Annotated in this window: 9 protein-coding genes; 4 read left to right on the plus strand and 5 right to left on the minus strand. The window is 64.2% G+C overall.

Translation table 11 applies throughout. The features are described 5' to 3' along the window. Positions 1–275 precede the first annotated feature (275 nt). The 5 genes from P8014_RS18530 to P8014_RS18550 form a co-directional block, all read right to left on the minus strand. Positions 276–977, minus strand: a complete 702-nt coding sequence (locus P8014_RS18530) for a gamma-glutamyl-gamma-aminobutyrate hydrolase family protein (protein WP_337818805.1) — start codon at positions 975–977, stop codon at positions 276–278. Further along, positions 974–2,143 carry an iron-containing alcohol dehydrogenase gene (locus P8014_RS18535; protein WP_337818806.1) on the minus strand — a complete coding sequence of 390 codons (1,170 nt, stop codon included), beginning with the start codon at positions 2,141–2,143 and terminating at the stop codon, positions 974–976. The genes P8014_RS18530 and P8014_RS18535 overlap by 4 nt, the downstream gene beginning before the upstream one ends. Before the next feature lie 2 nt (positions 2,144–2,145). Next, a complete protein-coding gene (locus P8014_RS18540) occupies positions 2,146–3,540 on the minus strand; it encodes an aldehyde dehydrogenase family protein (RefSeq protein WP_337818807.1) in 1,395 nt (464 codons plus the stop codon). A gap of 66 nt (positions 3,541–3,606) precedes the next feature. Further along, positions 3,607–4,965, minus strand: a complete 1,359-nt coding sequence (locus P8014_RS18545; protein ID WP_337818808.1) for a glutamine synthetase family protein — start codon at positions 4,963–4,965, stop codon at positions 3,607–3,609. A 117-nt stretch (positions 4,966–5,082) separates the two neighbouring features. Then, positions 5,083–6,723 carry an amino acid permease gene (locus P8014_RS18550; RefSeq protein ID WP_337818809.1) on the minus strand — a complete coding sequence of 547 codons (1,641 nt, stop codon included), beginning with the start codon at positions 6,721–6,723 and terminating at the stop codon, positions 5,083–5,085. A gap of 72 nt (positions 6,724–6,795) precedes the next feature. Between P8014_RS18550 and P8014_RS18555 the strand changes: the two genes are divergently transcribed. The 4 genes from P8014_RS18555 to P8014_RS18570 all read left to right on the plus strand — a co-directional run bounded on the left by P8014_RS18555 (position 6,796) and on the right by P8014_RS18570 (position 14,127). Further along, positions 6,796–7,668: a MurR/RpiR family transcriptional regulator gene (locus P8014_RS18555; protein ID WP_337818810.1), complete on the plus strand. Its 873-nt coding sequence runs from the start codon at positions 6,796–6,798 to the stop codon at positions 7,666–7,668. A 96-nt stretch (positions 7,669–7,764) separates the two neighbouring features. After that, entirely contained in the window at positions 7,765–8,454 is a 690-nt protein-coding gene (locus tag P8014_RS18560) for an SDR family oxidoreductase (RefSeq protein ID WP_337818811.1), read from the plus strand. Positions 8,455–8,747: 293 nt separating this feature from the next. Further along, a complete protein-coding gene (locus P8014_RS18565) occupies positions 8,748–11,339 on the plus strand; it encodes an EAL domain-containing protein (RefSeq protein WP_337818812.1) in 2,592 nt (863 codons plus the stop codon). A gap of 4 nt (positions 11,340–11,343) precedes the next feature. Further along, positions 11,344–14,127 carry an EAL domain-containing protein gene (locus tag P8014_RS18570; protein ID WP_337818813.1) on the plus strand — a complete coding sequence of 928 codons (2,784 nt, stop codon included), beginning with the start codon at positions 11,344–11,346 and terminating at the stop codon, positions 14,125–14,127. The last annotated feature ends 359 nt before the right edge of the window (positions 14,128–14,486 follow it).

Below are 14,486 nucleotides of genomic sequence, written 5' to 3' on the forward strand. Positions count from 1 at the left end.
GCTCGGGCCATTGCCTGCGCGCCGCGCCTTGCCCTGAACCCACGCCAGCCTACTGCAGTTGCGAATGGCACAGGTGCAGAGTGCTTTGGGGGTGCGTTTCTTTCGCCGGTTTCTTTGCGCACTCAAAGAAATCGGCTCGGGCGCGTCACCTCGATCAAGCTAATCCTCAAACCTCAAATCGCGCCCGAAACAGATATCCAAGGCCGACCAATACGCCGCCTTAAGCCACCCAAGATCAAAACCGCAAACGCCGATTCCCACCCGCGACCAAATCCTCAGCCGCCCGCTGTCCCGACAAACGCATCGAACAAACCCTGCTGCAGCGGATCGTTCGCAGCGGTCAGCTCCGGATGCCACTGCACGGCGACCAGCCAGGGATAGTCGGGTAGTTCTACCGCCTCGACCAGGCCGTCCGGCGCATAGGCCGCAGGCACCAGGCCACGGCCCAATGTATTGACGGACTGATGATGCCAGGAAGCGGTCTCCACCTCCTCGCGACCGAGCAGGCCGGCCAGGTGCGTCCCGGCGACGATGCGCAACGCGTGCGGCGTGGGCTCGCGCGGCGGTGCCCGGTGCAACACCTCTTCGCCGTAGACGTCGGGCACGTGTTCGTACAGCGTGCCGCCCAGATGGATGTTGAGCACCTGCATGCCGCGGCAGATGCACAGCAACGGCATGCGACGCGACAGTGCCTGCTCGACCAGCGCGAACTCGAAGTCGTCGCGTTCGTGATCGATGTTGTAGAGCGTTTCGTGCTGGCTGCCGCCGTAGCGCGCCGGATCGATGTCGCCGCCGCCGCTGAGGATCAGCCCGTCCAGCGACTCGAGCCAACCGTCCGGCGCCTGCTCGCCCGGCGGCATGAGCACCGGAATGCCGCCGGCGCGGCGTACCGCGTCGACGTATTCGGCCGGCAGGCTATAGCGGTTGTTCTCGCCACGGCCATAGGTGGTCAATCCGATCAGAGGGGCGCCGCTCATACGTCCAGACGCCCTTCCATGGCCGCGAGGAAGATGCGCCGGAGTTCGGCGGCCTTGACCGGAATCGGATTACCGCCGGCCGACGGGTCGTGCTCGGCCTCCAGGGCGATGCGGTCCAGCTTGGCGTCGTCCACGCCCAGGCCGGCCAGCGTGTGCGGGATATCGAAGGTCTCGCGCAGTTCCAGCACCCAGTTCATGAAACCGTCGAAACCGGCCTGCGGCAGGTCGAGATAGCGCGCCGCGGCGGCGATGCGCGGCTCGATGGCGGAACGGTTGAAGGCCAGCACGTAGGGCATGAACACGGCGTTGGTCAGGCCGTGGTGCGTGTCGTAGTGCGCACCCACCGGATGGCTCAGCGCGTGGATCGCGCCCAGCCCCTTCTGGAACGCCGTAGCGCCCATGCCGGCCGCGGCCAGCATGTTGCCGCGCGCCTCGAGATCGCTGCCGTCGGCATAGGCACGCGGCAGGCTCTCGCGCACCAGGCGCATGCCTTCCAGCGCGATGCCGTCGGCCAGCGGATGGAAACCGGGAGCGCACCACGCCTCCAGGCAATGCGCCAGAGCGTCCATGCCGGTCCAGGCGGTGATCTTGGCCGGCAGACCGACGGTCAGCTCGGGGTCCATGATCACCCGTCCGGGCAGCATGAGCGGATGGAACACGATGACCTTGCGCTGCTCGGCCTCGTTGATGACCACCGCGGCGCGGCCCATCTCCGAGCCGGTGCCGGCCGTGGTGGGCACCGCGACGATGGGGGCGATGCCGGCCGGATCGGCGCGCAGGAAGTTGTCGCCGACGTCCTCGAAATCCCACAGCGGACGGGTCTGCCCGACCATCAGGGCGACCGTCTTGCCGACGTCCAGCGCGCTGCCGCCGCCGAAGGCGATGACGCCGTCGCAACCGTCGGTGCGATACTTCTCGACGGCGGCGTCCACGTTGGCGCCCACCGGGTTGGGCTTGAGTTCGCTGAACAGGCTCACCGGCAGGCCGGCCGTCTCGAGAATCTCGCGCGCCGTCGCCAGCATGGGCAGCGCCGCCAGACCGGGATCGGTGACGATGAGCGGCCGCGCGATGCCGAGATCGGCGCAGGCGGCAGGAAGTTCACGGATGCGCCCCGCGCCGAAACGCGTGGGAGTGGGGTAGGTCCAGTTGCCAACAGGTAGGGTCATAGTCAGATCTTGGTCTTGAGGTGATAGGACTTGGGCCGCGTGAGCTGTTCGTAGCCCACCGGCGAAAGCGTGCAGCCGCGGCCGCTGTCGCCGACGCCGGTCCAGGCCAGCGCGGGATCGAGATAGTCGCAGCGGTTCATGAAGCAGGTGCCGGTGGCGAGGCGTCCGCCGAGCTGCTCGGCGGCCTCTTCGTCGGCGGTCCAGATCGAGGCGGTGAGGCCGTAGGGACTGTCGTTCATCAGTTCCACGGCCTGCTCGTCGGAGTCCACCGCCATGATGCCGACCACGGGACCGAAGCTCTCCTCCATCATCACGCTCATGGAGTGGTCCACGTCCACCAGCACCTGCGGCGCGAGGTAGGGCGTGCCGGCCTTGGAGGCGGGGAACTCGGCCTCGTCGATCAGGCTGCGGGCGCCGGCGGCGACCGCATCGGCGACCTGCTTGCGCACCCAGTCGGCCGCACGCGTGCGCACCATCGGGCCCAGGGTGGTCGCCGCATCGAACGGATCGCCGAGCACGTAGCCGCGGGCGCGGGCCACGAAGCCCTCGACGAAGGCGTCGTAGCGGGAACGGTGCACGTAGATACGCTCGATGCCGCAGCAGGACTGCCCGGAGTTGAAGTACACGCCGTCCACCAGGCCATCCAGGGCGTAGTCCAGATCGGCGTCGGCGCGCACATAGGCCGGGTCCTTGCCGCCCAGCTCCAGGCCCACGCCGATGAAGCGCTCGGCAGCGGCACGCTGCACCGCGCGTCCGCCCTCCACCGAGCCGGTGAAGGCGACGAAGTCGACGCGCGGATCGCGGATCACGCCGTCGGTGGCGTCGTGATCGAGGTAGGCGTACTGGAACAGCCCCTCGGGCAGGCCCGCCGCGGCGAAGGCATCGGCCATACGCTCGGCGGTGAGCGGAGTCTGCGAGGAGGGTTTGAGCAGCACCGCATTGCCGGCCATCAGCGCCGGCACGATGGAATTCACCGCGGTCAGATACGGGTAGTTCCACGGCGCCACCACCAGCACGGTACCGAGCGGCTCGCGGCGGACGAAGCGGTTAAAACCCGGCTTGGGGTTGGGCACGGCAACGTCGGCCAGCGCATCGGCGGCGATGTCGATCATGAAACGCGCACGCTCCTCGAAGCCGGCGACCTCGCCCGGCGCCTGCGTAACGGGCCGCCCCATCTGCAGCGTGATCTCGCGCGCAATGCGCTCGCGCTCGGCGACGAAGGAGTCGACCGCGCGGCCGAGCACTTCGGCACGCTCGGCGACCGGACGCGTCCGCCACTCGGCCTGGGCGGCGCGCGCGCGGTCGAGCATGGCGTCAAGCTCGGCTTGCGCGGTGTAGGGGCGTTCGACGACGACGGCGCCGTCGATGGGAGAAATCGTACGTAACATGCCGCTCATAAAGTTATCCGGGTCGGTCCGTGAAAAGGCGGAAATGATAGAACTTCGGGGGAGCGCTGGAAACGCTCACAGGCGCTCGAAGTTGCGCACCCGCTCCCAGTCGGTCACCACCGCGTCGAAGGCTTCGATCTCGACACGCGCCATGTTGGCGTAATGCTCGACCACGCCGTCGCCGAAGGCCGCGCGCGCCGCATCGCTGGCCAGGAACAGCTCGCGTGCCTCGCGCAGGGTGCCCGGCACCTTGGGCTTGTCGGACATGTACGCGTTGCCGGCAAAGGCGTCCTCCAGCGGCAGGCCATTGTCGATGCCGTGCAGACCGGCGGCGATCATCGCCGCAAGGGCGAGATAGGGGTTCACGTCGCCGCCCGGCACACGGTTCTCGACCCGCAGCGAGGCGCCGTGGCCGATCACGCGCAGCGCACAGGTGCGGTTGTCGTGGCCCCAGGCGACCGCGGTGGGTGCGAACGAACCGTGCGCGTAACGCTTGTAGGAGTTGATGTTCGGCGCGTAGAACAGGCTGAAGTCGCGCAGGCAGGCGATCTGGCCGGCCAGGAACTGACGGAACAGATCCGACATGCCGCGGCCGCCGTCGCTGAACACCGGCGTGCCGTCCTGCGCGCGCAGGCTAAGGTGGATGTGGCAGGAGTTGCCCTCGCGCTCGTCGAACTTGGGCATGAAGGTGATCGCATACCCCTCCTGCGAGGCGATCTCCTTGGCGCCGTTCTTGTAGATGGTGTGGCCGTCGGCGGTGGTGAGCGCCTCGTCGTAGTGAAAGTTGATCTCATGCTGACCGAGATTGCACTCGCCCTTGGCGTTCTCGACCGGAATGGCCGCACCGTCCATGCAGTTGCGGATGCGGCGCAACAGGGGCTCGATGCGCGAGGTGCCGAGCATGGAGTAGTCGACGTTGTAGCGGTTGGCCGGGGTCAATCCTCGGTAGGCCTTGTCCCAGGCCTGCTCGTAGGTGTCCTGGAATACGATGAATTCCAGCTCGGTGCCGGCCATGGCGGTCAGACCGCGTTCGGCCAGGCGCTCGAGCTGGGCACGCAGAATCTGGCGCGGCGAGGGTGCCACCGGAGCACCGTCCTCCCACTGCAGATCGCAGACCACCATCGCGGTGCCCGGATGCCACGGCACCATGCGCAGGGTGGACATATCGGGGCGGAACACGAAGTCGCCGTAGCCGTGCTCCCAGGAGGACATGTCGTAGCCATCGACGGTACGCATTTCCACGTCGACCGCCAGCAGATAGTTGCAGCCCTCGGCGTTGTGCGCGACGACCTCGTCGAAAAAGTGATGCGTGGTCAGCCGCTTGCCCTGCATGCGGCCCTGCATGTCGGTCATTACCAGCAGCACGGTGTCCACTTCTCCGGCGTCGGCCAGCGAGCGTAGGGTTTCCAGGTCGATGAAACCGTTCTTGGGCATGAAATTTCCTCAAAGTCGTCCGGTGTCTACAAACTTCATGTGCCGCAGCAAACGGCCATGCCGAAAACGGCACGACCGCTTGCTCTGCCGCTCCTATGGCGGTTTCGCGCCACTCAGTTATTTGTTCGAAGCACCTTCACGATGCTTGACGGCGAACTCCTCTTCCGGGGAGTAGACCAGCGTGGTACGCCCGTAGGCGGCGAAATAGATTATCGCCAACGCATACCAAATCGCCACGCCGATGATGCCCTGCTGGTAGAGCGGATCGGTGAGCTGGAAGATGATCGTCACAATCGCGATGACCACAGTCAAGCCTGCGCCCAGAACGCCGAACGGACTCCTAAATGGGCGCTCGAGCCGGGGGAAGCTCTGGCGCAACTTCAGGAAGGTCAGTCCCTGCAGGAGGTAGGAGAACATCGCTCCGAAGACCGCCATGTTCAACAGCGTGCCGCCGATATAGGTTCCCGCAGCCTGACCACCTTCGGCAAACCAGATGACGAGCATGACCACAAACCCGAGCGTCGCGCCGGCATAGAGCGCCACATTCGGCGTCTTGTGATCGCCATGGGTCACGGACAGGAAGTGTGGGAAATAGCCGGCTCGGCTGAGCGAATAGATCTGACGACCGAAGGCGAAAATGATCGAGTGGAAACTCGCTACCAGCCCCGCTACCGCAAACAGCGCCAGAACTTTCGCCCATCCCGACCCGTAGATCGCAGCGAAGCCGTCGAGTATCGGCTGGCCGGACGTGCCGTAGGCGAACGCACCGCCGGGAATCGCGGGATTGACGATGAGCACCAGGAAGCCGAGCCCGATCAGCGTGAACATACCCAACATGATGCCCTTGGGCATATCGCGTTTAGGATCGACCGACTCCTCGGACGCCAGCGGAAGCTGCTCAATGGCCAGGAACAGCCAGACGGCGAATGGCATGGCCGCGAATACACCCTTGAGCCCCATCGGCAACATCGAACCGCCGCCCTGCGGAAGTTCGACGGCCTGACCATCAGCCCCAACCCCGACGTTCATGGCCCAGCGCGAAAAATCGAAGTGGCCGGAGAAAAGAGCGCTCAGCAGGAAGAACACCAGAATCGCGATCGCGATCAGCGTGACGGTCACGGTCACCTTGAACGACAGCTCCACGCCACGGGCATTGAGACCGACGAAAACCAGATAGCCCACGAGCCACCAGAGAGGCTGCCAGGAATCCGGCGTACCGACGATCTGCGTCATGTAGGTGCCGATGAAGTAGACCACCACCGCCGGCGTGAGGACATATTCGATGTTCTCCGCAATGCCGGTGATGAATCCGCCCCAGGGGCCAAAGGCCGTCCGGGCGAAAGAATAGGCGCCGCCGGTGTGCGGCAGTGCCGGACTCATCTCGGCGATCGAATAAGTCAGCCCGAGATACATGATGGTGATGATGACTGTGGCGACGAACATACCGCCCCACCCCGCGACCGCGAATCCCAGATTCCAGCCGGAAAAGTCGCCGGAGATGACCGCGCCGACGCCGAGCGCCCAAAGCGAGAAGACACCTGCGTGCCGCTTCAGACCACGCTTGTCGAAATAGTCCTGTCCGGGAACGTGGTATGAAACCCCACCTTCGTGCCGTTTGTTTTCACTTGCCATTTCACTCTCCCTCTCTGGGGGCGGGTTTGTCGGCCAACCGGCATCCGTGCTCCGCGAGCCGTATCGTACGTTACATTTCTCAGCTTCCTGCGAAGTTTCGTAATATTTGATATATACAGCTTTCAACAGATGTCAAATCGTTGGCGACGCCCCCGCAAGCCGGATAGGCTTGTGGGCAGGCTTCGGCGAGGAACGAACATGGATGAGAGCATTGCGCAGCGCGTTACGGCGAAACTTGGCGCGATGCCCGCTGGCGAGCGCAAGGTCGCGCAGACCCTGCTCGCGAACTATCCGCTTGCAGGGCTCAAGACGGTGGCGCAATTCTCGAGCGACGCCGGCGTGAGCCCACCGACGGTCCTGCGCTTCGCAGCCCGTATCGGTTTTCAGGGCTATGGGGAATTCCAGGCGGCCCTGAAGCAGGAACTGAGCGCCCAGCTGCAGTCCCCGCTGGCACGCTCCGAACGGCTTGCCCAGCGACTGAACGACAACACCACCTCGGCGTTCGTGGACGCGGTGAGGGAGAACATCGCCGAAACCTTTGCCCATGTCGGCGAAGCGCAGCTCAACGCGATGGCCGCGCTCCTGGGCGACCGAAAACGTTCGGTCTATCTGGTCGGCGGCCGATTCACCGACCCCATAGCCCGCTATGCGGCGGCCCATCTGCGGATAATCCGCCCGCACGTCGCGCATCTGAGCGGCCAGGAAAGCGCGTGGCGCGATCGCATACTGGACATGACGCGCTCGGACGTCCTCGTCCTGTTCGACATCCGGCGTTATCAACGCAGCCTGCTGCAGTTCGCTGAAACTGCGGCGAAGCACCGGATCAGCGTGCTCCTGTTCACCGACCAATGGCTTTCCCCCATTTCGCGAGTAGCCAGGCATGTCGTTGCGGCGCGCACCTCGGTACCCTCTCCCTGGGACTCGAGCGCCGCACTGTTCATCCTCGTCGAGGCGCTATTCGGCCGGATCACCGAAAACTCGGCGCCCGCCAGCGTGAAGCGCATTCGGCAGATGGAACGCATGGGCCCCTTCGAGAACTTCAACGACACACCCCGGCGACACGGCGAATAGGCTCCGCCTCGGAATGCCACATAACGGTATTAGCGGCGAACCTGATCGAGTGCTGGATGACTAAACTCGATATGACGACGACATGAGGAGCCCAGCGTGCAGCAAAGCGTCCTAATCACCGGTACCAACCGCGGCATCGGCCTCGAATTCGCCCGCCAGTACGTCGAAGCGGGCTGGCGCGTCCATGCCTGCTGCCGCAATCCGAAAGCGGCAACGCAACTCAACACGCTGAACGGCCCCGACTTCAGCGTGCACCGGCTGGACGTCACCGACCCCGCCGGCATCACCGCGCTGGCGCAGGAGCTGCGTGGTCAACCGATCGATCTGCTGCTCAACAACGCCGGTACCTACGGCCCGGCGGCGACGGGCTTCGGCCGCCTGCAGTGCGATCCCTGGCTGACCGCCTTCCGGATCAACAGCATTGCTCCACTGTTGATGGCGCAAGCATTTCTCGATCACCTCGAAGCGGGCCGAGGCCGCACCATTGCCACGCTGACCAGCAAAATGGGCAGCATGGACGACAACGGTTCGGGCGGGAACTATGTCTACCGTTCCTCCAAGGCGGCCCTGAATGCGGCACTCAAGAGCCTGGCGCTGGATCTCGCTCCACGCCGATTCAAGGTACTCATCCTGCATCCGGGGTGGGTGCGTACCGACATGGGAGGGCCGCACGGAGAAATCGCCGCAGACGAAAGCGCACGGCGTCTGCGCGCACTGATCGCAGGCGCCACGGCATCCGACAGCGGCCGCTTCATCGATATCGACGGTTCGACCATTCCCTGGTAGGACCGCCGATGCACAATACCTCACCCACCAAGATCCGCCTCCGCGCCCTGACAATACGCCCTGCGCGCGCAAGCGGCGCATCGATGCTTGCGAAATCAAATCAGTTCCCGGTACTGCAATCGACATGTCAGTTCGGTATTGTTCATCTACGCCATGAACAGATTCGAAATAAATCGTACGCCAACGTGGCAATGGTGAAACCGGACCGGCAGATAAAACATGCGAAGCCGACTACTCATTACGCTAGTCCTCGCACTGCTTACGGCCTTTCTGCTTCAGGCCATCCTGCAGGCATGGCCCGTCGCGCGACAACTACCGCAGGACATCGCCGCATATCTCATTCCGCTGGCCGCCATCGCGGCGACGCTGGCAATCTTCGCCATCGCCCCGCAACGCATGCTCGGCATTGCCCCCCCGCTCCTGTTGCCGACGCCCTTACTGAACCAACACCGCTCGGCAAAGAAACCGGCACCTACGAGCGAATCTTCAACGCCAGCCCCGTCGGCCTGCTGTTGTCGCGCATGGACACGCTCCAGGTCACTGCCGTCAACAACGCATTGCTGCAGTTGCTCGGGCTTGAACGTCATGAGGTCGTCAACGGTTCCGAGAAGGATCTCAAACTGCTGCCCGACACCCATTCCGACACGCCGCTGACGCCGGTCCCCACCCGCCTCACACACGTGGACGGCAGCGTCCGGGATGCACTCATCGCCGTGCACATCCTGCGCCTGGGCAATACCCGCTACCGCCTGACCGCGGTCACCGACGCCAAGACGCTGTACAAGACCTTCAACGCTCTGAGCGAAAGCGAGGCGCGCTACCGGCAGATGTTCGACGACAACCTGGGCGTCAAACTCATCGTCGACCCCAATGACGGGCGCATCGTCAACGCCAACAAGGCTGCAGCGCGCTTCTACGGTCACCCCGCCGAGACGTTGCGCGGCCTGTACATCGGCGAACTCAACATGGCGCCCGCGTCGACCATTCGGGCTCGCCTGCAGGAGGCAACCAAATCCGAAGGCGTGCTGTTCGAAACACAGCACCGACTCGCCTCCGGCGAAACGCGCGATGTCGAGGTCTATGCCGGCCCGATCGTGCTGGACGGGCACAAGCTGCTGTACTCGACCGTGCACGACGTCAGCCTGCGGCATCAGGCGCAGGGCGCGCTGCAGCGCGAACAGGCGCTTGCCAAGGCGACGCTGGACGCCATCGGCGATGCCGTCATCCGCTGCAACAGCGCCGGACACGTGGAGTTCATGAACCGACATGCCGAAGAACTCACCGGCCGCGGCCTGGACAATGCCCGCGGCCAGCCGCTGGCCGACACGCTGCGGCTCAGCGACGAAGACTCCGACAAGGAACTCACTCTGGCGGTACCAAGGCAGGACGAGGTCCAGCCGAACAAGCTCATCGCCCGAATCCACACGGCCAACCGCGAGGTAATCACTCAGGTCACCACCGCACGCGTCGACCACGAGGCCGGATTCGTCGTCGTTCTCCACGACATCACCTCGCTGCGTCAGCTATCGCGCAAACTCGGCTTCCAAGCCTCACACGACCCTCTGACCGGCCTGATCAACCGCCGTGAGTTCGAGCGTCAACTCGCCGCACACATCACCCAGGCGCACCACAAGGACGACTCCCACGCCCTCTGCTACATCGACCTCGACCAATTCAAGATAGTCAACGACACCAGCGGCCATCGCGCGGGCGACGCCCTGTTGGCCCAGGTCGGCGAGTTGCTCGTGCACGGGGTGCGCCGTTCGGACATCGTGGCGCGCCTCGGCGGCGACGAATTCGGCCTGCTGCTGACGCACTGCGACGTCACCATGGCCGAAAACATCGCCGCCAAGCTGATCCACGACATCGGGCAGATGCCCTTCATGTGGGAAAGCAAGCAGTTTCACATCGGCGCCAGCATCGGCATGGTTCTCATCAACGACGGCACGCATTCGCTGGAAGAGGCCATGAGCACCGCCGACAGCGCCTGCTATCTGGCCAAGGAGCGCGGACGCAACCGTTACGTCATCCACGTGAACCAGGAAGACACCGTCATCCAGCGCCAGCGCGAAATGGAATGGCTGCGCCATCTTCACGGCGCCATGAGCACCGACGGCTTCCAGCTCCATTACCAGCGCATACAGCCTCTGGCGGCCCAACCCCGGCGCCCGCAGCAGTTCGAGTTCCTGCTGCGCATGAACGATCCCGACGGCGGCGACCCGATCCGGCCCGACAGCTTCATCCCGGCGGCGGAACGTTTCGGCATGATGCCGGCCATCGACCGCTGGGTGATCGAGCAGACCTGTACCCTGCTCAAACGCCTCGGACCGGAGGCGCCGATCCTGGTCTACGTCAACCTCTCCGGCCATTCGCTGGCGCACTCCGAAATGGTCGGTTTCGCCACCCGGGCGCTGCGCGAAAGCGGCATCAACGCACACCAGATCGGCTTCGAGATCACAGAGACCGCTGCCATCGGCAACCTCAGTCAGGCACACCGTTTCATCGACGCGCTTTCCGCGCTCGGCTGCCCCTTCGCACTCGACGACTTCGGCAGCGGCCTGTCCTCCTTCGCCTACCTCAAGAACCTGCGCGTGCAGAAACTCAAGATCGATGGCGGTTTCGTACGCGATGCCCTGCAGGATCCGGTGAGCTATGCCATGGTCGAGGCGATCAACCACATCGGGCACACCCTGGGCCTGGAAACGGTTGCCGAATGGACCGATTCCCAGGAACTGATCGAGGAAATGCGCTCGATCGGCGTCGACTACGTGCAGGGCTATGCCGTGGACGGCGGTCCTCAACCCGTGGACACCTTGGAAGAAACGCTGTTCAATCGGGGTTTGATCAGTGCCGAGCCGCAAGACCCGCCGTCCGATCGAGGCTGAGGACATGCCCTTATCCGACCGGCCCACATCCCGGCTTCCCCGACGGCTTTGGCTGCTCGCCGGCATCGCCGTGCTTTCCGGTGCGGAGCTATTGGCCATGTACCTGGCCTGGAACGGCGTATTCGGCCGGGGCGGAAGCGCCACGCTCGGCTCCCTTCTGCTGGGCCTGTCGCTGCTCAACCTGCTGATCGTCGCCGTGCTCACTCTCGGCAACGCAGGTTTGTTCGGCCGTACGGCGCCCATACGCCTCGCCCAGGAAACACCGCCGGAAGACGAAACGCGCCAACGTCTGGAACTGCTGCAGCGAACGTTGGACGAACTTGTCCTACAGTCCGGATCGTACTCAGTCGATCTGCTGGAAACGTTTCGGCAAAGCACTATCGCCATGTGTCTGAGCCGCGCCCGGGACGGCCACGTCGTCGAAGTCAATCCGGCGTTCACCAGACTCACCGGCTTCGAAGTCGCCAACCTCTCCGGGCACCGGGACTTTCCGTTGTGCCCGGCGCCCCACACCGAGAGCGAAACACCCGTTCCGCAGTCGCAGGAACCAATCGAATTCCTTACCGCGGCCCAGGAACGGCGCCAAGCCGTCATCGCGCGAACCACGTTCAAACTGCACGGCGACATGCAGCTGCTGACCCTGGCAGTGGACGTCACGCCCTGGCTGCGCTCGCGCGAAGCGCTGTCCGAATTCGAGGCACGCTACCGCGAAATGTTCCGTCGCACGCGAGCGGTCATGCTCCTGGTCGACGCCAACAGCGGGCAGATCCTGGAGGCCAACCCGGCTGCCGTATCGTTCTACGGGTACACACCGCAGACGCTGCGCGGGATGCGCCTGCAGGAACTGACCGAGGACATCATCGACGAATCGATCGACAGCGAGCAGCCATTGAGGCTGATCCAGCATTCGGCCGACGGCCTGCGCCATGCGGTGGAGGTCTATCGTGCCCGGATCACACTGCGCGGGCGCCGCCTGGACTACCTGATCGTGCAGGACATCACCTCACGAGTACGCGCGCAAACCGCCCTCAAGCACAGCAAAGTGCAGGTCAGAAGCACCCTGGAGGCGATACCCGACGCCGTGCTCCGGTTTACCTCGGAAGGACGCATAGAGTTCCTCAACAGCGCCGCCCAACGCATCCTCGACAATACCGCCGCGGCCGAACTCATAGGTCGATCGATCATCGGCACGCTTTCTCTCATGCAGGAGGACGGCGATGAGCCGGTCGACCTGGATGACATCATCGCGCGCGCCGAGGCCGGCGAGGAAGTACGCTTCATGGCCCGGATCGAGTCCGAGCAGCACGGCGAGCTGATCACCCAGGCCAACTGTGCACGCATCGCAGGCGATGAAGGGGAACATCGGGCGGCATTCGTACTCGTTCTGCACGACGTGACCCAACTGCGCACGCTGTCGCGCAAACTCAGCTACCAAGCCACGCACGATGCGCTGACCGGGTTGATCAACCGGCGCGAATTCGAACGCCAGGTCAGCGAACTGATCCGCGAGACCCAGACGGACGGCTCCGTGCACATGCTGTGCTACATCGATCTCGACCAGTTCAAGCTCGTCAACGACACCAGTGGTCACCGCGCCGGCGACGCCCTGCTGGGTCAGGTCAGCAACCTGCTTACGCATGGCGTACGCCGTTCCGACATCGTCGCCCGGCTCGGCGGCGACGAGTTCGGCATTCTGCTCTCGCACTGCGCGCGCGCCGTGGCCGAGGACATCGCCGGCAAGCTGATCAAATCGATTTCAGCACACCGCTTCACCTGGGAAGACCGCACCTTTCGCATCGGCGCCAGCATCGGCATGGTGATCCTCAATGCCGACACCTCAGACCTGCAGGAAGCGATGAGCGCGGCCGATGCCGCCTGCTACCTGGCCAAGGAGCAGGGCCGCAACCGCTACATCGTACACGCCGGAGCCGAGGACACGGTCATGCAGCGGCGCCAGGAAATGGAGTGGGTACGCCTGCTGCATAGCGCGATAGAGAACGAATCCTTCCGGCTGCATTATCAGAACATCGAATCCGCTGCTAGCGCGACGCACGACACCCCCATGCGTATCGAGCTGCTACTCAGACTCAGCCAGCCCGACGGCCTGCTGGTGCTTCCGGAACGTTTCATGCCCGCGGCCGAACGCTTCGGCCTGATGCCGGAACTCGACCTGTGGGTGGTCCGCCAGGTCTGCCAACACCTGGCGGACTATCTGCGGCGCTATCCGCTATCCGTCTACATCAACCTCTCCGCACAGTCACTGGCGGACGCCGGACTGGGAGAGCGCATCGCAGAACTGCTGGAGGAGTACAACGTTCCCGCGCAACGTATCTATTTCGACATCCAGGAGCTGGCTACCGCCGCCAGCCTGACCCAGGCCAGACGGGTCAATCAGACCCTGCGCGCGCAGGGTTGCCGCTTCTCTATCGACCACTACGACGCCTCGCAACCCGCCTTCGCCCACCTCAACGGACTATCCTTCGACCAGGTCAAGATCGACGGCAACCTGATCACGGCGATGCTCATCAACAAGCAAGCGCGCACCAACGTGATCAACATCAACAACATCTGCCATGGCCTCGGCCTGCAGACCATCGCCAGTTGCGTGGAATCGCCGCAACTGCTGCGAGCGGCCGAGCAAGAAGGCATCGATTTCGTCGAGGGCCACAGCGTCGGCGGCGGCGTCAAACCCTTGAGCTGGCTGGAGAGCGAGCTGAGACAACGTTTCGATACTCAGGACAACGGCGGCGACGCCACGACCGGACCCAACGCGGTCTCGCGTACTTAGGGGTACGCGTCTGTAGGGAGAGGAGGTTCGGGCGCGATTCGACGTTTGGGGTTTCTATTAGCGATGCGGTGAGAGCTGCTCCGATTGTTGGCGCTGAGGCTTGTTTCGGGCGCGATTCGAGGTGTGGGGATTCACTCGATCGTCGTGACGCGCCCGAGCCGATTTGTTCGGCGCATCCCTGCGCCTTACCCCTTCGGGGCGGGCGCGAAAAATCGCTCCCGGCGATTTTTCTTTGAAATACGCAAAGAAACCGGCGAAAGAAACGCACCCCCAAAGCACTCTGCACCTGTGCCATTCGCAACTGCAGTAGGCTGGCGTGGGTTCAGGGCAAGGCGCGGCGCGCAGGCAATGGCCCGAGC

It is taken from the genome of Acidihalobacter sp., assembly GCF_037381185.1.
Taxonomy (GTDB): Bacteria; Pseudomonadota; Gammaproteobacteria; order DSM-5130; family Acidihalobacteraceae; genus Acidihalobacter_A.